This is a genomic window from Streptomyces sp. NPDC046881, assembly GCF_040645015.1.
Lineage (GTDB): Bacteria > Actinomycetota > Actinomycetes > Streptomycetales > Streptomycetaceae > Streptomyces.
Genome location: NZ_JBEYXJ010000001.1, coordinates 177,825 through 199,143 on the forward strand (window position 1 = coordinate 177,825; position 21,319 = coordinate 199,143).

General features: G+C 75.8%; 13 protein-coding genes. 10 read left to right on the forward strand and 3 right to left on the reverse strand.

Going from position 1 to position 21,319, the window contains the following annotated elements:
• From ABZ923_RS00855 to ABZ923_RS00865, 3 genes are all read right to left on the reverse strand, one after another.
• The gene (locus tag ABZ923_RS00855) at window positions 1–2,907 is read right to left on the reverse strand and encodes an AAA family ATPase (protein ID WP_361464932.1); all 2,907 of its coding nucleotides are present in this window, start codon (window positions 2,905–2,907) and stop codon (window positions 1–3) included.
• 70 nt (window positions 2,908–2,977) lie between these two features.
• Entirely contained in the window at window positions 2,978–3,184 is a 207-nt protein-coding gene (locus tag ABZ923_RS00860) for a hypothetical protein (RefSeq protein WP_361464934.1), read from the reverse strand.
• Window positions 3,185–3,310: 126 nt separating this feature from the next.
• On the reverse strand, window positions 3,311–6,460 hold the full coding sequence (locus ABZ923_RS00865) for a type 2 lanthipeptide synthetase LanM family protein (RefSeq protein WP_361464936.1): 3,150 nt from the start codon (window positions 6,458–6,460) through the stop codon (window positions 3,311–3,313).
• Between the two features lie 346 nt (window positions 6,461–6,806).
• Between ABZ923_RS00865 and ABZ923_RS00870 the strand changes: the two genes are divergently transcribed.
• The 10 genes from ABZ923_RS00870 to ABZ923_RS00915 all read left to right on the forward strand — a co-directional run bounded on the left by ABZ923_RS00870 (window position 6,807) and on the right by ABZ923_RS00915 (window position 21,185).
• Entirely contained in the window at window positions 6,807–7,430 is a 624-nt protein-coding gene (locus ABZ923_RS00870) for a response regulator transcription factor (RefSeq protein ID WP_361464938.1), read from the forward strand.
• Complete coding sequence (locus tag ABZ923_RS00875) at window positions 7,427–8,065, forward strand: LuxR C-terminal-related transcriptional regulator (RefSeq protein WP_361464941.1); 639 nt, start codon at window positions 7,427–7,429, stop codon at window positions 8,063–8,065. Before ABZ923_RS00870 ends, ABZ923_RS00875 begins: the two co-directional genes overlap by 4 nt.
• Before the next feature lie 161 nt (window positions 8,066–8,226).
• Window positions 8,227–11,418 (forward strand): amino acid adenylation domain-containing protein, encoded by a 3,192-nt coding sequence (locus ABZ923_RS00880; protein ID WP_361464944.1) that lies wholly within the window; start codon window positions 8,227–8,229, stop codon window positions 11,416–11,418.
• A 38-nt stretch (window positions 11,419–11,456) separates the two neighbouring features.
• Window positions 11,457–12,725 (forward strand): aspartate aminotransferase family protein, encoded by a 1,269-nt coding sequence (locus ABZ923_RS00885; protein WP_361464946.1) that lies wholly within the window; start codon window positions 11,457–11,459, stop codon window positions 12,723–12,725.
• 28 nt (window positions 12,726–12,753) lie between these two features.
• Window positions 12,754–13,701, forward strand: coding sequence for an ornithine carbamoyltransferase (locus ABZ923_RS00890; protein WP_361464949.1), 948 nt, complete (start codon window positions 12,754–12,756; stop codon window positions 13,699–13,701).
• Between the two features lie 51 nt (window positions 13,702–13,752).
• Entirely contained in the window at window positions 13,753–16,083 is a 2,331-nt protein-coding gene (locus ABZ923_RS00895; RefSeq protein ID WP_361464952.1) for a lantibiotic dehydratase, read from the forward strand.
• A complete protein-coding gene (locus ABZ923_RS00900; RefSeq protein ID WP_361464955.1) occupies window positions 16,080–17,606 on the forward strand; it encodes an amino acid adenylation domain-containing protein in 1,527 nt (508 codons plus the stop codon). Before ABZ923_RS00895 ends, ABZ923_RS00900 begins: the two co-directional genes overlap by 4 nt.
• A complete protein-coding gene (locus ABZ923_RS00905; protein ID WP_361464957.1) occupies window positions 17,603–18,550 on the forward strand; it encodes a pyridoxal-phosphate dependent enzyme in 948 nt (315 codons plus the stop codon). Before ABZ923_RS00900 ends, ABZ923_RS00905 begins: the two co-directional genes overlap by 4 nt.
• A gap of 65 nt (window positions 18,551–18,615) precedes the next feature.
• Window positions 18,616–18,876, forward strand: coding sequence for an acyl carrier protein (locus tag ABZ923_RS00910; protein ID WP_361464960.1), 261 nt, complete (start codon window positions 18,616–18,618; stop codon window positions 18,874–18,876).
• Window positions 18,877–18,887: 11 nt separating this feature from the next.
• Window positions 18,888–21,185, forward strand: a complete 2,298-nt coding sequence (locus tag ABZ923_RS00915; protein WP_361464963.1) for a lantibiotic dehydratase — start codon at window positions 18,888–18,890, stop codon at window positions 21,183–21,185.
• The last annotated feature ends 134 nt before the right edge of the window (window positions 21,186–21,319 follow it).

The following is a 21,319-nucleotide window of genomic DNA, read 5'->3' on the forward strand; positions in this document are numbered from 1 at the left end:
TCAGCACTGCTCCGCCGCGAGCGCGCAGAGTTGTGAGCGGTTGGGCAGGCCGGTCTTGGCGATGAGGCTGGCGACGTGTTTCTCGACGGTGCGCGGCGATATGTAGAGCCGGGCGGCGATGTCCTTGTTGCTGGGGCGGTCGGCCAGCAAGCGGAAGATCTCGTACTCGCGGACCGTCATGCCCTTCAGGCGCAGCTCCGGCGGTATCCGGTCGCTGCCGGTGCGGTGCTGGCGCACCGGCGCGCCGATCGCGCGCAGGAGGGTCCGGCAGGCGCCGACCACCGCGGTGGCGGAGGTCCCGCGGAAGTGGTGCTCGGCCTCCCGCAGCCATCTTTCCGGCTCGCCCCAGTTGAGCGCGTGGGCCTCCTCCGCGATCAGCCGCTGCCCGAGGTGGCGGGCGGTGGGGTAGGGCGCGCCCGCCTGCTGGGCGAGGAGTGCCGTGCGTCCGGCCGCCTCGGGCCGGCCCTCCCGGCCGAGCAGGACGGCCTCGGCGAGCAGGACGAAGTGGTGGTTCCACCGCATCCTGCCCGCGGCGCTGCCGGCCAGCCGGTCGAGGTGGCCGCGGTCGGCCCGGCCGTCCAATAGGTCGAGCAGCAGACCGAGGCCGTGCCGTCCGCTCAGGTGGAAGGTGGTCGGGTTCTCGGCCTCCAGCGCCTCCAGGTCGGCCATGGTCCGGGCCGCCTGGTCCCGGTTCTCCTCCAGGAGGGCGCAGAAGACCCCGGCCAGACCGAGGGCCAGCGGCTCCTCGGGCGAGCGGCTGCCGCCCCAGCGTCCGAAGTCGGTCAGGGCCTCCTCCATGGCGGCGCGGTCGCCCTGGTGGGCGGCGAGTACCGCGCGGGCCATCAGCAGGTACCGGGCCACCGACGTGAGTTTCAGGCGGGTCGCCATGGTCAGCGTCTCGTCGCCCAGCGCCCGGGCCTCGGTGAACCGGCCGCGCAGCACGTCGTGCAGGGTGAGGATGCCGTCGATGCCGTAGACGACGGTGACCGCGCCGAGCCGCTGTGCCTCCGTGCGGGCCTCGTCGAGGGTGGCGGTGCTGCCGTCGTCCAGCCATCGGATGCCGCCGAGCCGGGTGAGCGCGTACATCCGCTGGAGCCACAGGCCGTGCCGCTCGGCGGTGTTCATCGCCTGTTCCAGGTAGGTACTGGCCTCCACCAGGTCGCGTTCGCGGGCGACCACGCCGAGGAGTTCCCACGCCTGGCAGGCGACCAGGGGCAGGCTCTGCCGCTCGGCGGTGCCGAGGGCCGCCCGGGCGAGCCGCTCGGCCCGCTGGGTGCGGTCCGGGCCCGGTGTGACGAGGCACAGGTACGCCTCCACCACGTCGGTCAGCGCGGTGTGCGCCTCGTCGGGCGCCGTCGCCAGCAGGCCGCGGGCCCGTTCGATCTGGTTGTTGCCGTCGGCCCAGCGGCCCGCCATGTACGCCACGTGGGCGAGGCGGGTGTGCAGGGCCGCCAGGCGGGCCGCGCCCAGTCCGGCTCCGGCGAGTTCGCGCAGGCTGCCGGCGAGGCTGAGCGCACGGGTCAGGTCCCCGGTCTCGGCGAGCGCGGGCAGCAGCGCCTCCAGGGCCTCGGCGCGGGCGGCGGAGTCGCCGCCCTCCGCCAGCAGCCGTTCGGCGCGGTCGAGCAACGCGACCGCGGATCCGACCGCGCCGTCGGCGAGGGCGCGGCGCCCGGCCTCGGTGAACAGCCGGCCGGCCCGGACGGGGTCGCCGGCGTCGGCGCGCAGGGTGGCCGCCAGGGGGCACCAATCGCCCGGCAGACCGGGGTTGAGGGTCTCGATCGCGTTCGCGGCCCGCTCGGACAGGGCGACCCGGGCGGTCGGGGTGAGCTGCGCGAGCAGTGCCTCCGCGGTCAGCGGGTGCTGGAAGGCGTACCAGTCGGGGGCGGGTTCGTCGGCCGCGACCAGCCGGGCCACCACGCTCGCGTGGAGGTGGCTGAGCAAGGTGCGGTCGTCGACGCCGGTCATCGACTGGAGCACCGATAAGGGGAAGCGCCGGCCGAGTACGGCGGCGGCGCTCAGCAGGGTCCGTCCCTGCGGCCCGAGTTGGTCGATGCGGTGGCTGGCGCTCTCCAGCAGCGCCCTGGGCATGTTGCGGCGGAGGTCGCCGACCACCCGCCAGGCGGCGCCCTCGCGGACGAGCGAGCCGCCGGCGACCGCGCCCTGGAGGAGTTCCTCGACGAGGAACGGGATGCCCGCGCTGTCCTGCCACATCTGGACGAGCACCTCGGCGGGCATCAGGCCGGGGTCGGTGTCCAGGCAGGAGGCGATCACCCGGCCGACCTCGTCGGCGTCCAGCGGTGCCAGCCGGAACACCGTCGCGCTGCCGCGGCGCCCGGCGGACTCGGCGAGGTTCAGCGCCTCGCCGGGATCGCACCGGAGGGTCGCCACCAGCATGAGCGGCTGCTGTTCGAGGTTGTCCACCAGGTACTCGACGATGGCGAGGGTCTCGGTGTCGGCGTCGTGCAGGTCCTCCAGCACCAGCAGGCAGCCGCTTTCGCGGCCGGCGTGGGCGAGCACCCGCAGGACCGCTTCCGCGAGCACCACCGTCGACCCCTGGTCGGGGGCGCCGGTGCTCCAGCCAGGGACGAGCCGGCCGAGCACCGGGCGGTACGGTCCGAGGCTCGCCTCGTCCGGTGTCACCCCGCCGCGGGAGAGCGGCATCAGGGCCTCGGTGAGGGGCCGGAGCGGCACCATCGGCCCGATGGTGCTGCTCCGGCCCTTCAGGACCCGGACGCCGGCGTCCAGCGCCGCTCCGATCAACTCGGCGACCAGCCGCGACTTGCCGATTCCCCCCTCTCCGACCAGGAACGCCGTGCCTCCGCGTGACCGGTTCAGATGCCGTAACGATTCGCCGAGCTCGGTGACTTCGGCCTCACGACCAATGAGATGAGCTGCCCGCAGACGCATACCTCCGGATAGTAGCCACTCGCTCACGAAGGTCACACGGTCGCGCGGACGGGGCGCGCGTGACGGTGGGTCAGGACGGGACCGACACGGTGGTGATGGTGGCGGAGCCGAGGCCGACGACCACGCCGCTGCCGAGGGTCATTCCGGCCAGCGCCCGGGTCCGGGCGCACGCCCCGTTCCAGCGGACCAGCCGGATCTCGCCGGCCGGGTCGGTGTCCGCCGCGGACGCGCCCGTGGCCTCGGCGTGGACGGTGCCGTTCTGCAGGAATCCGGACATGGGTGTTCCTTCCATGGACGTCGATCCGGCTGTGGATCGCTCTGTTTGCCGACTGTTCGTCTTGCGGAAAGGGTCGTCGTGGTGCCCGGGTCGCGGGCGCCGGACCGGACGGCGGTGCCGGGGCGTTCAGCCCCCACCGCCCGGGGCGGGGTCGAGCAGCAGGACCGAGGGCACGGTGTCGGCGAAGCCCAGCCGGAGCAGGGCGTAGCCGATGCCCGACAGTCCGGTGAGCAGGCCGGGGGTCGGTACGCGCCCGGGTGTCCCGCAGCGCGGCCCCCAGGCGTGGAGCAGGCCGAGGACCAGGCCGATCCGGCCGGTGAGGCTGCTCCGTGCCTCGGTGTGGCCGCGCGCGGCGAGAGCGGCCACCGCTTCCGCGATGCCCAGTTCGCCGTGGCAGAGGCTGAGGTCGGCCACCGGCGGGTGCTCGGTGAGCCGGCGGCTCACGTCCCCGGCCGGGCCGCTCCGCGGGCAGAGGCCGGCGTCGGCCGCCGCCAGGACGACGCCGCTCGTGCCGGAGCACCAGCCCGCGTCGAGCCGGTCCGCCGCCGCGAGGGCGGTGGTCAGCCTGGCCCGGCCGGCCGTCTCGGCCCGCGCGCCCGGCGGGCCGCCGGCGAACCGGGCGTGCCGGGAGAGCGCCCAGCCGATCCCCGCCTCGCCGAAGGCGAAGCCGAGGCTCTGCGGCGCCCCGTCGCGGGTCCGGCCGGCCGGCGCGAGCGCCAGCAGCCGGTCGGCGACGCGGTCGGCGAGGTCGGCGGCCTGCGGCAGACCGCGCTCGCGGTGCACCGCGTGCAGGGCGGCGAGCGCTCCGGCCAGGCCGGCCGACACGTCCGGCGGGGTGTCCTCGCCGAGCGCTGCCAGCGCCAGGGCGTCCAGCGCCGTCGGCAGGCACCCGGCGAGGTCGTCGTCGACCAGGGTGGCCACCCGGGCGAGGGCGTAGCAGACCCCGCCGAGGCCTTCGAAGCCGCCGGGGCCCACGGCCCGGCTGAGCGCCGGGTCGGCGGCCATCGCGGTGACGAGTTCGGGCACGGGGGCGAGCGCCGCCCGGGCCAGTTCGGTGTGCCGGGCGGAGCCGGTGAGCGCGCCGAGCTGGGCCAGGAAGAGGGCCACCCCGCTGTACCCCTGGGCCAGTCCGGCGCCCATGGGCAGCACCGTCCAGCGGTCGTCGACCGCCTCCAGGCCGATCCAGTTGGCCCGACCGTGCCCGTGCAGGGCCCGGCCGGCGATCTCGTCGGCGATCCCGGAGGCGGCGGCCAGCAGCGCGGAGGGTTCCGGCAGGGCGGCGGGAGCGGGGCGGGCGCGGCGGCTCACCCGGTGGTGGTGTCCGGCGGCGTCCGGCTCGACGGACGCCAGGGTGGCCGAGATGACCCACTCCTGGGCGCGGCGGTCGACGGTGCTCATGGCGGCGAGCTTCGCCCGTGCGGAGGCGAGGCCGGAGGTGTCCAGGACGCCGCCGACCACGCTTCCGTCCGAGGCGAGGACCTCCGGTGAGCCGGGCCGGTGGAAGAAGACGGGGACGTCGCCGTCCCACAGGTCGGCGATCTCGTACTCGATCAGGGCCTGGCGGGCCGGGTCGCCGTCCGAATCGGCCCACAGCACCGCGAACATGGCGTCCCGGTCGAGCCCGTCGCGCAGCACCTGCGGATGGGTCGCCTCCTCCAGCAGGGTGGCGTACAGCCTCGTCGGGCGGAGCACGAGCCGGCCGACCGCGTCCGCGCCGGCGGCCAGCGGCCCGGCGGGGCCGGACAGTTCGTCGCGGTGCCGGACGACGGCGTCGTACCCGGAGCGGAATCCCGCCAGTACGGCGGCCTGCCGGTCGGCGCTCCCCGGGCCGGCCCCGGCGCTGTAGGGCCGGTTCAGCGCGCCGGTGAACGGCGCCGGGCGGCGCACCAGGCGCATCTCGTCCGTGCCGGCGTCCTCCCAGACCATCCGGGTGTCGGGGGACTGCCCGCCGGGTGCGCCGCCCAGCGCGGAGACGTCGACCGCGCCCAGCTCGCCCATCAGGAGCTGCGGCAGCAGGCAGGTGCGGTGCACCGAGGAGGAGTGCGCCGCGGCGGCCGGGTCCGGCAGGGTGGTGCCGCCCTCGGGCAGGACGGGGTGCAGCAGCGTCTCGACGTCGACGAGCACGGGCTGGTCGCCGTGCGCGAGGACGTTCTCGTAGTGCAGGTCCACCCCTTCGAGGGTGTAGGCCAGCGCGATCAGCGCGCCCTGCCGGCGGTGGAACCGGTCGATCTCGGCCAGCGAACGGCACGTCCGGTGGTCGATGAACTCCAGCCACCCGTAGCCGTTCCCGGCCACCCAGCGCGGGGTGCGCAGCCCCAGGCCCGGTACTTTGCCGTCGAGCCAGCCGGCCATCCGGTCCAGCAGGGCGTGCTGGTCGACCGGGCGCGGCTTGTAGACCGCGCTGCCGCCGCCGGCGAACCGGAGCACCGCCACCGATCTGCCCCGCTGGTGCAGGTCCCCGAGTCCCAGCTCGACGGTGGCCAGCGGGCCCGGGTCGCGTCCGTCGAACAGTTCGTCGGTGAGCCGCCGCCGGTCGGCGGCGAGCCGCACCAGCAGTTCGGCGCCGGACCGGGCGGTGTGCCGGCAGGTCCGGGCCAGCAGCCGGGCGAGGACGGGGTATCCGGCGAACAGGCGGGCGAGACCGGCCCGGGTGCCCGTCCGGGCGGCGAAGTCGGCGAACCGGGCCGCCGCGGTGGCTCCGGACAGGTCGCCCGCGGTCCGCGCGGCGGCCAGCTCGACGACCAGGGTCCGGGCGGCCGCCTTGGTCAGCCGCCGGGTCAGCCAGTGCCCGTAGACCCCGGCGAACACCTTCGCGTCGTCGGGTTCGGCGCCGCCCGCCCCGGCCTGTTCGACCAGGTCGGCGACGGCCGCCGTGACCAACGGGCGCAGCACCGGTGCGAACACCGCCGCTCCGTCCGCCGGGTCGGCGGGCGCGGTCACCGCGGCCCCGCGGACCTCCGCGGGTTCCCCGGGGGCCGCGGCGAGCGCGTCTTCGACGAACGCCGCCCACTGCGGCTTGGCGAGCCGGCCGGCCAGCCGGGCCGCGGGTTCGGCGGCGAGCGCCGCCACCAGCCGGTCGTCGGCGCCGAGTCGGGCCGATCGCACGGACTCGCAGGCCAGCTCGACCGGCGAGCGGTGGCGCAGCCGGGCGGCCGGGCCCGCCGTCGGCGCCGCGGGCGGGTGCGGGGCCGACAGCCGTTCGCGGAGTGTCGCGGCCGGCGCCCACCAGGCGGGCGTCGCCCCCGTGGTGGGACAGGCGGTGTCGGTTGGGGTCACGTCCGTCACCCTTCCAGCGGTGTCACCCGCCCGTACAGGGAGTGGCACCCCCACATTCCGCGGCGGACTACCCAGTCGACGCCGCCGCCGGACCCCCCATACACGCCACCGGGCGGCCCGGCGGGGGCGACGGGCGGCCGCGACGGCACCGCGTCCGGGCGGGCGGGCCCCGGCAGGAGGTGCCGTCCGGCGGCGCCCGGCCGTGTGCGGTACGGCCGCCGGTGCACGGCCCGGGGGCGGTCCGGCGGGTACGGGAATGCGGGTAATCGCGCCCCATGCGGCGCGGCCCGCGGGTTGCCGAGACTCCTCGCCGAGAGGTTCGCCCCACGCTGACCGAGGAGTACACATGGGCAATCCCCTGTCGCTGTGCGTCGTGGCACTGGACCCGCTGCTCGAAGCCGGCGCCGTCAGCGCCCTGTCCGGCGATCCGGACATCACTCTGGTGCAGCCGGAGGAGCGGGCCGACGTGGCCGTGGTGATCTTCGACCGGGTGGACCGCCGGGAACTCGACCTGGTGGCCGCGACCGGCACCGGCCCGCACCGGCCCGCCGTCGTCGTGGTCGCCTCCGACCTGTCCCCGGCCGAGGCCGCCGAGGCCATCAACGCCGGAGCCCGGGGACTCCTGCGCCGGCACGAGGTCGACGCCGACCGGCTGGCGCGGACCGTGCGGACCGTGGCCGGCGGCGACTGCACCGTGCCGCCCGACCTGATCGACGGTCTCCTCGACCAGGGCACCGAGGTCGACCCGTATCCCGGTGTGCGGGGGCGCGGACCGGACTGGGGCCTGGACGAGCGGGAGCGCGCGGTCCTGCGGATGGTGGCCGACGGCCGGGAGACCGACGAGATCGCCAAGGAACTCTGCTACTCCCCGCGGACGGTGACCACCGTCGTACGCGACATCACCCAGCGGTTCCGGCTGCGCAACCGCGCCCACGCGGTGGCCTACGCGCTGCGGACGGGCCTGCTGTGACCGGCCTCGTCCTCGAAGCACCGCCGGAGTCCGTGCGGGGCGACGGCGTGCTGCGCGTGCACCTCGGCCCGGCGGGCGGAACGGCCCGCGACACGGTGGCCGCCGGTCTGCGCCGGGCCGGCGTCGAGCTGGCGGCCGGACGCTGCGAGGGGGCCGTCCGGGTGGCCGTCGGACGGACGCCCGGTGCGGCGCTCGACGGCTGGCCGGAACCCGGCGGCGGGCCCCTCCTGCTGGTCGCCGACACCTTCACGGCGGCGGGGGTGCGGCTGGCCGTACGGGCCGGGGCGGTGGCCATGCTGCAGTCCGCCGAGGCCACTCCGGAGCGCCTGCTCACCGCCGTCCGCGCCGCCCGGTACGGCGAGGGCCGGATGTCCTACGACGTCCTGGTCCGCCTCCTCGACCGGGCGGGCGGCGAAGCGGAACGCCCGCGCCCCGGCCGGGACTCGCCGCTGACGGCCCGGCAGCAGACGGTGCTGGCGCTGGTCGCCGAGGGGCACGGCAACGCGGCCATCGCCCGTGAGCTTCGCTGCTCCCAGCACACCGTGAAGAACGTCATGTACGACCTGATGACGCGCCTCCACGTCCGCAACCGGGCCCACGCGGTGGCGTACGGCGTCCGCACCGGGCTGATCTGACCCGGTCGCGGCCCCGGCCAGAGACATTGACGCAGCAAAAGCCGCGAGGGGCGCTGCCGCTCCTTCCCTACTGCGCCGCCGTACCCGGGCGGCAAGCTCCGGACGTGCCCCGGCCACCCGAGGCGCGCGACGACCTACCCGACTTCCTTGGAGGTGAGCCGGTGGACCGCGGTGACGGCCGGACGACATCCTTCTCGCAGCAACGGCTGTGGTTCCTCGACCAACTGCGACCCGGCACGGCGGACCATCTGCTGCCGCTGGCGCTGCGCCTGCGCGGCGGCCTCGACACCGAGGCCCTCGCCGCCGCCCTGACCGCCGTGGCCGACCGGCACGAGGTGCTGCGCACCCGGTACGCGGCCGCCGACGGCGACCCGGTGGCCCACGTGGTCCCGCGGGTCGAGGTCGCGCTGGAGACGGTCGAGGCGCCCGCCGCCGACGCGGCCGGCATCGCCGCGGTCCTCGACCGCGCGGTGCGCCGGCCGGTCGACCTGTCGACGGCGCCGCCGCTGCGGGTCACCCTGGCGCGGCTCGCGCCCGACGACCACCTGCTGGTCGTCGTGGTGCACCACATCGCCTTCGACTTCTCCTCCTGGAACATCCTCACCCGCGACCTGGCCGCGGCCTACCGCGCCAGGACCACCGGCGTCCCCCACGGGCTGCCGGAGCTTCCCCTGCAGTACGCCGACCTCGCGGCCCGGCAGCGCGAGCGGTCGGCGGGCCCCCGGCTCGCCCGCGGCCTCGGCCACTGGCGGTCGCGGCTGGCGGGCCTGCCGCCGCTGGACCTGCCGACCGACCGGCCGCGCCCCGCCGAGTTCGACGGCACCGCCGCCGTGGCCCGGTTCACCCTCCCGGCCGACCTGGTGGCAGCGGCCGACCGGCTGGCCCGGGCCCACCGCGCCACCCGGTTCATGGTGCTGCTCGCGGCCTTCCAGGCCCAACTGGGCCGCTACAGCGGGCAGAGCGACTTCGCCGTCGGCACCCCGGTCGCCGGCCGCGGCCACGCCGCCGCCAGGGATCTCATCGGCCCCTTCGTCAACACCGTGGTCCTGCGCGCCGACCTGTCCGGCCGGCCGAGTTTCGGCGCCCTGGTGGACCGGGTCCGCAACGCGTCCCTGACCGACCTCACCCACGCCGACACCCCGTTCGAGCGGGTGGTGGGCGAGCTGGCACCGCCCCGCGACCTCAGCCGCAACCCCCTCTTCCAGGTCTCGTTCCTGACCCTCGACTCCCAGGCCGAACCACCCGACCTGCCCGGCCTGTCGGTCGAGGTGGTGCCCACCCCGGTCGCCGGGACACCGTTCGACCTGGCGCTCGACCTGCTCGGCCGCCCCGACGGGAGCCTCGGGCTGCGCCTGCAGTACGCGACCGCGCTGTTCACGCCCGAGACGGCCGCCCGCATCACCGAGGACTACGTCCGGCTGCTGCGCGCGCTGCTCGCCGCCCCGGACGAGCCGCTGGCCCACGCCACCGCCGCACTCCGACCGCTGCCCGGCGGCGAGCGCCGCCGCCGGCTGGCGCTCGGCCTCGGCAGCGCCCGCACCGTACCCCCGCGGACCGTCACCGACCTGTTCGAGCAGCAGGCGCGCCGCACCCCGCACGCCACCGCCGTCCGCTCCCACGACGGCGAGCTGAGCTACGCCGGACTCGACGAGCGGGCCGACGAGCTGGCGCACCGGCTGCGCGGCCTCGGTGTCGGCCGCGGCGCCCGGGTGGGTGTCCTGCTGGAGCGCGGCACCGGGCTCCTCGTCGCCCTGCTCGGCGTCCTCAAGGCGGACGCCGCCTATGTCCCGCTCGACCCCCTGCACCCCGCGCGGCGTATCGGCGGGCTGGTCGCGGGCACCGAGGCCGCCGTGGTCGTCACCACCGGCCCGCTGGCCGGACGGGTGGCCGGCACGCAGGCGAGGACCCTCCTGCTCGACGGCGCCCCGCCGCCGGCCGGCCCGGCGCACCGGCTCGACCGGACCACCGGCCCGCACGACCTGGCGTACGTCTTCCACACCTCCGGCTCGACCGGCGCTCCCAAGGGCGTGCAGATCCCGCACGGCGCCCTGACCAACTTCCTGCACGCGATGGCGGCCCGGCTGGCACCGCGGCCAGGGGACACCGTCCTCGGCGTCACCACCGCCTCGTTCGACCCCTCGATGCTGGAGCTGTGCCTGCCGCTGCTGGCCGGCGCCCGGCTGGTGCTGGCCGACGCCGAACAGGCCCGCGACCCCGAGCGCCTGATCCGGCTGATCGGCGAGACCCGCCCGGACCTGCTCCAGGCCACCCCGTCGATGTTGCGGATGCTGGTCGACACCGGCTGGACCCCCGGCCCCGGCCTCACCGTGCTGTCCGGCGGCGAGAAGCTGCATACCGACCTGGCCGCGGCGCTCGCCGCCGGCGGCGCCCAGGTCCTGGACCTGTACGGACCGACCGAGGCCACGATCTGGACCAGTGTGGCCGAGCACGCCGTCGACGGGCGGGTACGGCAGTGGGCCGCGGTGGACAACACCACCGTCCGGGTGCTCGACGACCGGCTGGAGCCGGTGGCCGAGGGCGTCACCGGGCACGTCTGCATCGGGGGCGACGGCCTCGCCTGGGGCTACCGGGGGCGGCCCGCGCAGACCGCCGGCGTCTTCCTCCCGGACCCGCACGCCACCGCGCCCGGCGGCCGGCTCTACGCCACCGGCGACCTCGGCCGGGTCCGCCCGGACGGCTCGCTGGAGATCCTCGGCCGCAGCGACCACCAGGTGAAGATCCGCGGCCACCGGATCGAACCGGGCGAGATCGAGGCCGCGCTGCTGGCCCTCGACAGCATCCGCGCCGCCGTGGTGCACCCGACGCCGGACGCCGACGGCGGCCGGCAGCTCACCGCCTACCTGGTCGCCGAGGACGCCCGCACCCCTCCCGCGCCCGACGCCCTGCGCGCCGAACTGCTCGACTCCCTGCCCCACCACCTGGTCCCGGCCACGTTCGTCCTGCTGGACGCCATCCCGACCGCGGTGAGCGGGAAGGTCGACCGCCACGCGCTGCCGGTGCCGTCGCCGCAGGCGGCCGGTCCGGCCGCCGCTCCCCGCACCCCGCGGGAACGGTCCGTGGTCAGGGTCTGGGAGGAGGTCCTCGGCGCCACCGGGATCGGCGCCCACGACGACTTCTTCCTGCTCGGCGGACACTCGCTGCTCGCCACCCGGGTGTCCGTGCGCCTGCGCGCCGCCCTCGGGGTGGACGTCCCCGTACGGGCGCTGTTCGACCACCCCACCGTCGCCGCCCTCGCCACGGCCCTGGAGGGCTACCCGCTCCTGGCCGCGGACGGCCCGCTGCCGCGGCTGACCGCCCGCCCGCGCGGCGAGCGCACGACCGCGGGCCGCTGACCGAAACCGCCTCCTCTCCTCCTCGCCCAAGGACCGCCATGACCCTCGTTGCGACCACCGACACCTCCGTCTTCGAGAAGATCGAGTCCGAGGTGCGGATGTACTGCCGTACTTTCCCCGTGGTGTTCGAGCGCGCCAAGGGCGCGCTGCTGCACACCGACGACGGCCGGGCCTTCATCGACTTCTTCTGCGGCGCCGGCAGCCTCAACTACGGGCACAACCACGACGCCGTCAAGCGGCGGATCCTCGACTACCTCGCCGACGACGGCCTCATGCACGGCCTCGACATGCACACCGTCGCCAAGCGTGACTTCCTCACCCGCTTCACCGAGGTCGTGCTGCAGCCGCGCGGGCTCGACTTCAAGGTGCAGTTCACCGGCCCGACCGGGACGGACGCGGTGGAGGCCGCCCTCAAGCTGGCCCGCCGGGCGACCGGTCGCACCGGGCTGACGGCGTTCACCGGCGCCTACCACGGGATGTCGCGCGGTGCGCTGGAGGTCACCGGCAGCCGCCGTGCCCGCCGCGCGGGCACGGTCGCCGGCGGGGACGTGACCTTCGTCCCCTTCGAGGACGGCCCGCTCGGCCCGTTCGACTCGATCGGCCTGATCGAGCGGCTGTGGGCGGACCCGTCCTCCGGCACCGAACCGCCCGCGGCGGTCGTCGTCGAGGCGGTGCAGATGGAGGGCGGCGTCCACCCGGCGAGCCGGGAGTGGCTGCGCCGGCTGCGCGAGGTGACCGAACGGTACGGGGTGCTGCTGGTCCTGGACGAGATCCAGACCGGGTGCGGCCGCACCGGCGCGTTCTTCGGCTTCGAGGAGTCCGGGATCGTGCCGGACATCGTCACCGTCTCCAAGTCCCTGAGCGGCTACGGGCTGCCCCTGTCGCTCACGCTGTTCCGCCGCGAGCTGGACCTGTGGCAGCCCGGCGAGCACACCGGCACGTTCCGCGGCAACCAGCTCGCCTTCGTCGCGGCGACCGCGGCGTGCGAACTGTGGCAGCAGGACGACTTCCTGACCGGTCTTCAGCGGGGTGCGGAGCGCCTCGCCCGGTTCCGGGCCGACGCGGCCGCGCTGGACCCCGGCCTCGTGCTGCGCGGCCGGGGCATGGTGCTCGGCGTCGACACCGCCCGGGCCGGCGGCGCGGAGCGGGCCGAGCGCGTCCAGCGCCACGCCTTCGAGCACGGCCTGATCGTCGAGCGCTGCGGCCGCTACGACGAGGTCCTCAAGGTGATGCCCCCGCTGACCATCGCCCCCGACCTGCTCGACGAGGGGCTCGGCATCCTGCTCGACGCCCTGCAAGCGAACTGACGGCCAGTTACCCGAGGAGGGACTCCAGATGCCTCGCCCCCACCGCCGCCACCTGATCTCCGTCGACGACCTGACCGACCGGGAGCTGCGCTGGCTCGTGCACCGCGGCGCCCAGTACGCCGCCGGCGAGTGCGACGGCGCCCGGCCGCTCGCCGACGCCGTCGTCGGCGTCCTGTTCCGCAAGACGTCCACCCGGACCCGGACCGCGTTCTCGGCCGGCGCGCTCCGGCTCGGCGGGCGGCTGATCACCTACGGTCCCGGCGACCTCCAGGAGAACACCGGGGAGAGCTCCGAGGACACCGGTGACGTGCTCTCCCGCATGCTCGACGTGCTGGTGGCCCGGACCGCGGGCAGCACCGAGGAGCTGCGCGCCTACGCCGCCCAGCGGCGGATGGCCGTGGTCAACGCGATGAGCGCCGCCGAGCACCCCACCCAGGCCCTCACCGACCTCACCACGATGCTCGGCCGCTTCGGCCGGATCGAGGGGCTGCGGGTGCTGTACGCCGGCGAGGGCAACAACACCGCCTCCGCGCTCGCGCTGGCCCTCAGCCGGTTCCCCGGCACCGAGCTGCACCTGCGGACCCCGCCCGGCTACGGACTCGACCCGTCCTTCCTGGACCGGGCGGGCATCCACGCCAAGGAGTCGGGCGCGCTGGTCGAGGAACTGCACCACATGGCCGACCTGCCCGAGGTCGACGTCGTCTACACCACGCGCTGGCAGACGACCGGCACGACCAAGGCCGACCCCGACTGGCGGCGCGTCTTCGCCCCGTTCCAGGTGAACGCCGCCGTGATGGCGGCCTGTCCCGGCGCCGACTTCATGCACGACCTGCCCGCGCACCGCGGCGACGAGGTGACCGGCGAGGTGCTGGACGGCCCCGCGAGCATCGCGTTCCAGCAGGCCGAGAACAAGTACCACAGCGCCCGCGCCGTTCTGGAGTGGTGCCTCGGCGGCATCCCGGCAGAGCCGGCCTGACGACCGGCCGGCCGCCGGCCCGGCGCACTCTTCCCAGGAGGTAGCACAGCAATGTCCGACACCATACGCATGCCCGGCGGCGGGTGGCGCCTGTGGCCGCACTTCGCGCTCCGCGGGCCCGGCTTCCCCGCCACGGGGGTACTCCGGCTGGCCCCGGAGGGCCTGGCCTCGGCCGCGGACAAGTTCGCCCCCGGGGAGGTGCCGGCGGGGGCGGACTGGGAGGCGTTCGAGGAGGCCTTCTCCGCGGCCGCCGTGCGCACCGCGCGCGACCTCCAGGAGATCGCCGCCTCGGCGCCGTTCCGGGCCGCGGTCGCCTGGCAGAACCGTGCGGTGCTGCGCACCGGCATCAAGCCGTTCCTCGACTGGACGCCGTCCGCCGAGGGCCGCACCAGCATGCCCCGCCAGCGCGAGGAGCTGGTCGCCCACTACTGGCAGCGGTTCTGCGTCAAGAACGACACCATCGGCTTCTTCGGACCGGTCGGCTGGGGCACCTTCGACACCGCCCGGCGCGGCGTCGAGGTGCATCCCGGCACCGGCCTGGTCGCCGAGTCCCGGGTCTACTTCTCCAGCTGGTCGATGGACGCCCTCGCCAAGGCGATCGACCGCGACCCACGGGTGCGCGCCTGGACGCCGCCGCGCCAGGTCCCGTACGTCCGGGTGGTCGACGGCACGGTGCGCCTGCCCGGCCGTCCACCGCAGCCCGCCCCCGAACCCGCGCTCACCGTCCTGCGCCTGTGCGACGGGCGCCGGACGCCCGCCGAGATCACCGCCCTGGCCGCCCGGGAGCTGGGCCGGGACCTGCCGGCCCGGGAGGTGACCGGGGCCCTGGAATGGCTGGTCGCACGCCGCCTGATCGGCTGGAAGCTGGAGGTGCCCGCCGGCACCTACCCCGAACGGGAACTTCGCGCCCTGCTGGAACGCATCGGCGACCCGGCGGTACGGGAGCCCGCCCTGGCCAGGCTGGCCGTGCTGGAGGACGGGCGCGACCGGGTCGGGCGGGCCGGCACCGACACCGAGGAGCTGACCGCCGCGCTCGCCGCCCTGGAGGCGGACTTCGCCGAGATCACCGCGGTCAGCGCGGTCCGCGAGAAGGGGGCCAGGACCGCGCCCAACCGCGCCCTCGTGTACTCCGACTGCCGCCGGTCCGCCACGGCCACCGTGGGCACCGCCGTCCTGGAACGGCTCGCGCCGCTGGAGCTGTGCCTGACCGCGGCCCGCTGGATGACCAACCGGTACGCCGAGGCCGTCGGGGCGCGCATCCACCAGGCCTACCTGGAACTGCGGGAGCGGCACCAGCAGGTCGACCTCGGCTCGCTCTGGTTCGCCTGCCTGCCCGCCCCGCACCCGGAGTCCTTCACCGACATCGAGCGCATCCAGGCCGAACTGCGCGAGCGCTGGGGGCGGATCATCGACGCCCCGGCCGGCGCCCGGCGGGTCTCGCTGTCCAGCGCCGCCATCGCCGGCCAGGTGCGCGAGGCGTTCCCCGAGGGCGGGCGCGGCTGGTCGCTCAGCAGGTACATCAGCCCCGACCTGCTGATCGTCGCCGACGATCCGGGCGCCGTGGAACGCGGCGAGTTCCAGCTCGTCATCGGCGAGTTGCACGTCGCCATGAACACCATCGGCCAGTCGCTCTTCGTCCACCAGCACCCCGACCGCGGGCAGTTGACCGAGGAGACCACCCGCGACTTCCCCGGCCCGCGGCTGCTGCCCATGCTGCCCAAGGAGCTGCCGCTCAAGTGGTCCGCGCGCAGCCGGCAGTCCCTGGACCGCCCGGAGGACCACTACGTCGCCCTCGCCGACCACAGCGCCGACCCGCACCGCCCGCGTACCGTGCGCTCCGGCGACGTGCGGGTGGAGGAGCGCGAGGGCCGGCTCGCCGCCGTACTGCCCGACGGTTCCGTCTTCGACCTGCTCGACGTGTTCTGCCACGCGCTCACCAACCGTGTGATGGACCGCTTCACCCTGCGCCAGGACGGCGACCACTCGCCCCGGATCACCATCGACTCCACCGTCGTCGCCCGGGAGAGCTGGCGGTTCACCGGCTCCTCGCTGGCCTTCGCCGACGACAAGAGCGAGGCGCGGCGGTTCGTCCGGGCCCGGCAGTGGCGCGACGGCCACGAACTGCCCCGCTTCGTCTTCGTGGTCTCCCCCACCGAACCCCGGCCGTTCTTCGTCGACTTCGACAGCCCCGTCTACGTCAACATCCTCGCCAAGGCCGCCCGCCGGCTCGCCCGCAAGGACCCCGACGCCCGGCTCACCGTCACCGAGATGCTGCCCACCCCCGAACAGGCCTGGCTCACCGACGACCGAGGCCGGCGCTACACCTCCGAACTCCGCCTCGTCGCCGTCGACCGGAGCACCGCCCCCGGGGAGCCGGCATGACCGGCACCGCACGGACGACCTTCGTCGAGGACATCCGCGCGCACGCCGACCGCGCCCCGCACTCCCCCGCCCTGCTGACCGCCGACGGCCCGACCGGCTACGGCGCACTCGCCGCCCGGATCGACCGGCTCGCCGCCCGTCTCCTCGCCCACGGCGTGGGGCCGGAACGGGTCTGCGCGGTGGCCCTGCCGCCCGGCGCCGACGCCGTGGTCGCGACCGCCGCGGTCGTCCGGGCCGGCGGGGCGGTCCTCACCCTGGACACCGGCCTGCCCGACCGGCGGCTCGCCGCGCTCGCCGCCGGCGGCGGCGCGGCCCACCTGATCACCTGCGCCGCCCTCGCCGACCGCCTGGGACCACTGGTCGACGCGCCCGCCGTCCTGCTCGACCGGCTTCCCGCCGCAGGGCCGCCGCCGGCCGCCTTCAGCACCCCGCACCCGCACTCGCTCGCCTACGTCAGCCACACCTCGGGCTCGACCGGCGCGCCCAACCCCGTCCTGATCGAGCACGGCGGTCTGGACACCTATCTCCGCGCCGTCGTCCGCGACAACGCCCTCGGCCCCGGCACCGTCACCCTCCAGCTCGCCCCGCCCGGCTATGACGCGTCCATCCGGGACACCTTCGCACCGCTCGCCGCGGGCGGGTGCGTCGTCCTGGTCGACCGCTCGCGGCTGCTGCGCGCCGAGGCCTTCGCCGACACCGTCGCCGAGTACGGCGTCGACACCCTCCTCAGCACCACTCCGTCCTTCCTGGGCTTCCTCGCCCAGTCACCCCGCGCGGCCGAGGGGCTGCGCTCCCTGCGCCTGGTCTGCTCCAGCGGTGAGTCGCTGCGCCCCTTCCTCGCCGCCGGCGGGCGTGCTCTGGTCGGCGGCCGGCTGGTGAACCAGTACGGGCCCAGCGAGTGCACCATGACCTCCACCCGCTACGAGGTGCCGGCCGACCCCGACACCTCCGCCGACACCGTCGGCACCGCCATCCACGGCACCGTCGTACGGCTGCTCGACCCGCGGGGCCGCGAAGTCCCGGACGGGCGGACCGGCGAGGTGCACATCGGCGGCGCGGGCGTGGCCCGCGGCTACGGCGGGCTGCCCGCTCTGACGGCCGACCGGTTCCCGCCCGATCCGTACGGGCCGCCCGGCGCACGGCTGTACCGGACCGGCGACCTCGCCCGGCGTGCCCCCGACGGCACCCTCACGTACCTCGGCCGGGCCGACCGCCAGATCAAGATCCGCGGCCACCGCGTGGACCCGGCCGAGGTCGAGGGCGCCCTGCTCGCCCATCCCGAGGTCACCGGCGCCGTGGTGACCGCGGAGACCGACGACCGGGGTCGTACCTGGCTCGCCGCGCATGTCACCGGCCCGCTCGGGAGCACCACCGACGCCCGGTTGCGCGCGCACCTGGCCCGCACCCTGCCGCCGCACATGATGCCCAGGCGGTTCACCCGGCTGGAGCGGCTGCCCGTCACCCACAGCGGCAAGGCCGACCGGCGGGCCCTGCGCGCCCCCGTGCCGGAGCCCCTGTCATGACGGCCGCGGACACCCGGATCGCACCGGCCGCCGTCCCGGCCGCCGCCGACCGGATCGCGCCCCATGTGCGGCACACCCCGCTGCTGCGCCGCGACGTTCTGCCCGGACTGCTGGTCAAGGCCGAACACCTCCAGCACAGCGGGTCGTTCAAGCTCCGCGGCGCGGCCAACGCGATGCTCGCGCTCGGCGCCGACGAGGTGGTCGCCGGCTCCTCCGGCAATCACGGCATCGCGGTGGCCACCCTCGGCCGCACGTTCGGCGTCCGGGTCACGGTGGTGATGGCGGCCGGCGCGGCCGAGGCGAAGGAGTCGGCCATCCGGGCGCTCGGCGGCCGGGTCGTCCGGGTGCCCGGCGGGGTGGCCGACCGCGACCGGTACGCCAAGGACCTCGCCGCCCGCACCGGCGCCGTACTGGTGCCCTCGTCCGACCACGAACTCGTGGTGGCCGGACAGGGCACCGTCGGTCTGGAGGTGTTGCGGGACGCCCCCGACCTCGACGCGGTCTTCGTGCCGGTGGGCGGCGGCGGCCTGCTGGCCGGCGTCTGCCTCGCCGCCGCCCACCTGCGCAGCGCGGTCCGGATCATCGGCGTGGAACCCGACCGGGCCCGGCGCTACGCCCGCTCCCTCGCCGCCGGCCGCCCGGTCGAAGTGCCGCCCAGCGACTCCGTGGCGGACGGGCTGCGCGGCCAACGGCCCGGCGAGGTGATCCTCCCGATCGTCCGGCAGCGGGTGGACGAGCTGATCGGTGTCGGCGACCGGGCCGTGCTCCGCGCGATGGCCCTGCTGCACCGCGCCGGCATCCCGGCCGAGCCGAGCGGCGCCGCCGCCCTGGCCGGCGCCCTCCGGCTCGGGCTGCCCGGCCGCAGCGCCGTCGTCGTCTCCGGCGGCAACAGCGCCGCGGCCCTGGGCGCCGCCCGGTCCGCGCACGCGGGCACCGGCCGCTGACCGGCCGCGCCGCGTCTTTCCGTCTCCCTTGTCCGCATCCACACCACTTCGAAGAAGGACGGGCCATGAACCCCATCGACACCGCCGAACTCACCCGGCTGATCACCGGCTACTACCGCGAGACGCTCGGCGACGACACCCTCGACGCCACGAGCGACTTCTTCGAGGCGGGCGGCGACTCGCTCGCCGCCTTCCAGATCGTCCACCGTCTCCAGGAACTGCTGGACGCCGAGATCGCCGTCGCCCTGGTCTTCACCTACCCGTCCCCGGCCGAGCTGGCGGACGTCGTCGTCGACGACCTGTCCCTCGCTCCCGCGTCGGCCTAGGAGGCACCGGGATGCACGAGGGATCCGTCTCTCTGAGCGGCCGCTGGCGGCTGTGGGACCAGGTCGCGGTGCGCGGCGCGGGGTTCCCGGCGGACGGGGTGCTCCGGCTCGCGCCGGAGGGCCTGGCCACGGCAGCGGACAAGTTCGGGCCGCGGGACGCCCTGTCCGGCGCGGCCTGGAATGCCTTCGAGACAGAGTTCGCGCAGGCCGCCGTCCGGGCGGCCGTGAGCGCGCAGGAGATCGCCGCCTCCGGGCCGTTCCGGGCCGCGGTCGCCTGGCAGAACCGGGGGGTGCTCGACTCGGCTCTCCGGCCGTTCCTCAACTGGTCGCCGGCGACCGCGGGCCGCACCTTCAAGCACCGCCAGCGCGAGGAGCTGGTCGCCCACTACTGGCAGCGGTTCTGCGTCAAGAACGACACCATCGGCTTCTTCGGACCGGTCGGCTGGGGCACCTTCGACACCGCCCGGACCGGCCTGGCCGTCGAGCCGGGCACCGGGCTGACCGCGTCCTCGGAGGTGTTCTGGTCCAGTTGGTCGGTCGACGCCCTGGCCCGGGAGATCGACGCCGACCCGGCGGTGCGCCCTTGGACGGCGCCCCGCCGGGTGCCGTTCGTACGGCTGGAGGAGAACGCCGTACGGCTCCCCGCCAGGCCGCCGCGACCGGTGCCGCCGCAGACGCTCCGGCTGCTGCGCCTGTGTGACGGCACCCGCTCCGTCCCGGCCCTCCAGCGGGAGCTCGGCCCGGGAACGGACGTACCCGCCCTGCTCGACGAACTGGTCCGGCTGCGCTGGATCACCTGGCGGCTGGACGTGCCCGCCGACATCCGGCCCGACCGCCGGCTGCGCGCCTGCCTGGAACGGATCGGCGAGCCCGCACTGCGCGCCGCGGCGCTCGCCCGGATGGACGAACTGCACAGCGCGGTCGAGGCCGTCCGGGCGGCGGCCGAGGACCCCGAGCGCCTGGTCGCGGCCCTCACCTCCGTCGAGCAGACGTTCCAACGAGTGACCGACGCGGCCGCCAAACGCGAGAAGAGCACCACGACGGCGCCCGGCCGCGCCGTGGTCTACTCGGACAGCCGCCGCGCCGCCCGGGTGACGCTCGGCAGCCACGTACTGGCCGCGCTCGCCCCACTCGACCTGCTGATGTCCGCGGCGGCCTGGCTCTGCGCCGCCCTGGCCGCCCGCGTGACGGAGCGCGTCACCGAGGTCTACGAGCGGCTGCGCGCCGACGCCGGGCCCGGACAGACGGTGGACCTCGCCGCCTTCTGGTTCGCCTGCATGCCGGTCCTGCACGGGGCCGCTGCCGCCGACGCCGCCGGCCTCCAGGCGGAGTTCGAGCGCCGCTGGCAGCGGATCCTCGCGCCCTCGGCGGGGGTGCGGCGCGTCACGGTCTCCGGCGCGGACATCGCCGGCCGGGTGGCGGAGGCCTTCGGGCCGGCCACCGCGCCGGGCTGGACCGCGGCGCGGTACATCAGCCCGGACGTGATGATCGCGGCGGAGGACGCCGACGCCGTCGAGCGCGACGAGTTCCACCTCACCCTCGGCGAACTCCACCTGGCGGCCAACACGCTGGGGAACGAGCTGTTCGTCAACCAGCACCGCGATCCCCGCGAGCTGTTCGACCGCACCGACCGGGACCACCCGGCGCCACGGCTGATGCCGCTGCTGCCGAAGGAGCACAAGTCCCGGCTCTCCGCCCGCATCCGGCACGCGCTGGTACGGCCACGGGACTACCAGGTCGCCCTCCTCGACAACACGGCGGACCCGTTCCGCGGCCGCACGGTGCCGAGCGCCGACGCCGTGGTGGAGCACCGCGACGGCCGGCTCTGCGTGGTGCTTCCCGACGGCGCGGTGTTCCCGGCCGTGGAGGTGTTCGCCCATGTGCTGACCACGCTGGTGACGGACCGGTTCCGGCTCCTGCCGGAAGCCGACCACTCCCCGCGGGTCACCATCGACCGGATGACGGTGGCCCGGGAGACCTGGCGGTTCACCGGTTCCTCGCTGGCCTTCGCCGACGACAAGAGCGAGGCCGGGCGGTTCGTCCGGGCCCGGCAGTGGCGCGACGGCCACGAGCTGCCCCGCTTCGTCTTCGTGGTCTCCCCCGCCGAACCCCGGCCGTTCTTCGTCGACTTCGACAGCCCCGTCTACGTCAACATCCTCGCCAAGGCCGCCCGCCGGCTCGCCCGCAGGGACCCGGCAGCCCGGCTCACCGTCACCGAGATGCTGCCCACCCCCGAACAGGCCTGGCTCACCGACGACCGAGGCCGGCGCTACACCTGCGAACTCCGCCTCGTCGCCGTCACCGACTGAACCGCCCCACGGTCCACGCCGCACCGCCGAACCGGGCCGGGCTCCTCACCAGGAGCCCGGCCCGGTCGCGTGTGGTGCCGGTTCGGCGCGGTTCGTCGGGGCCGGGCGGACGGGCGGGTTCCGGCGCAGGTGTC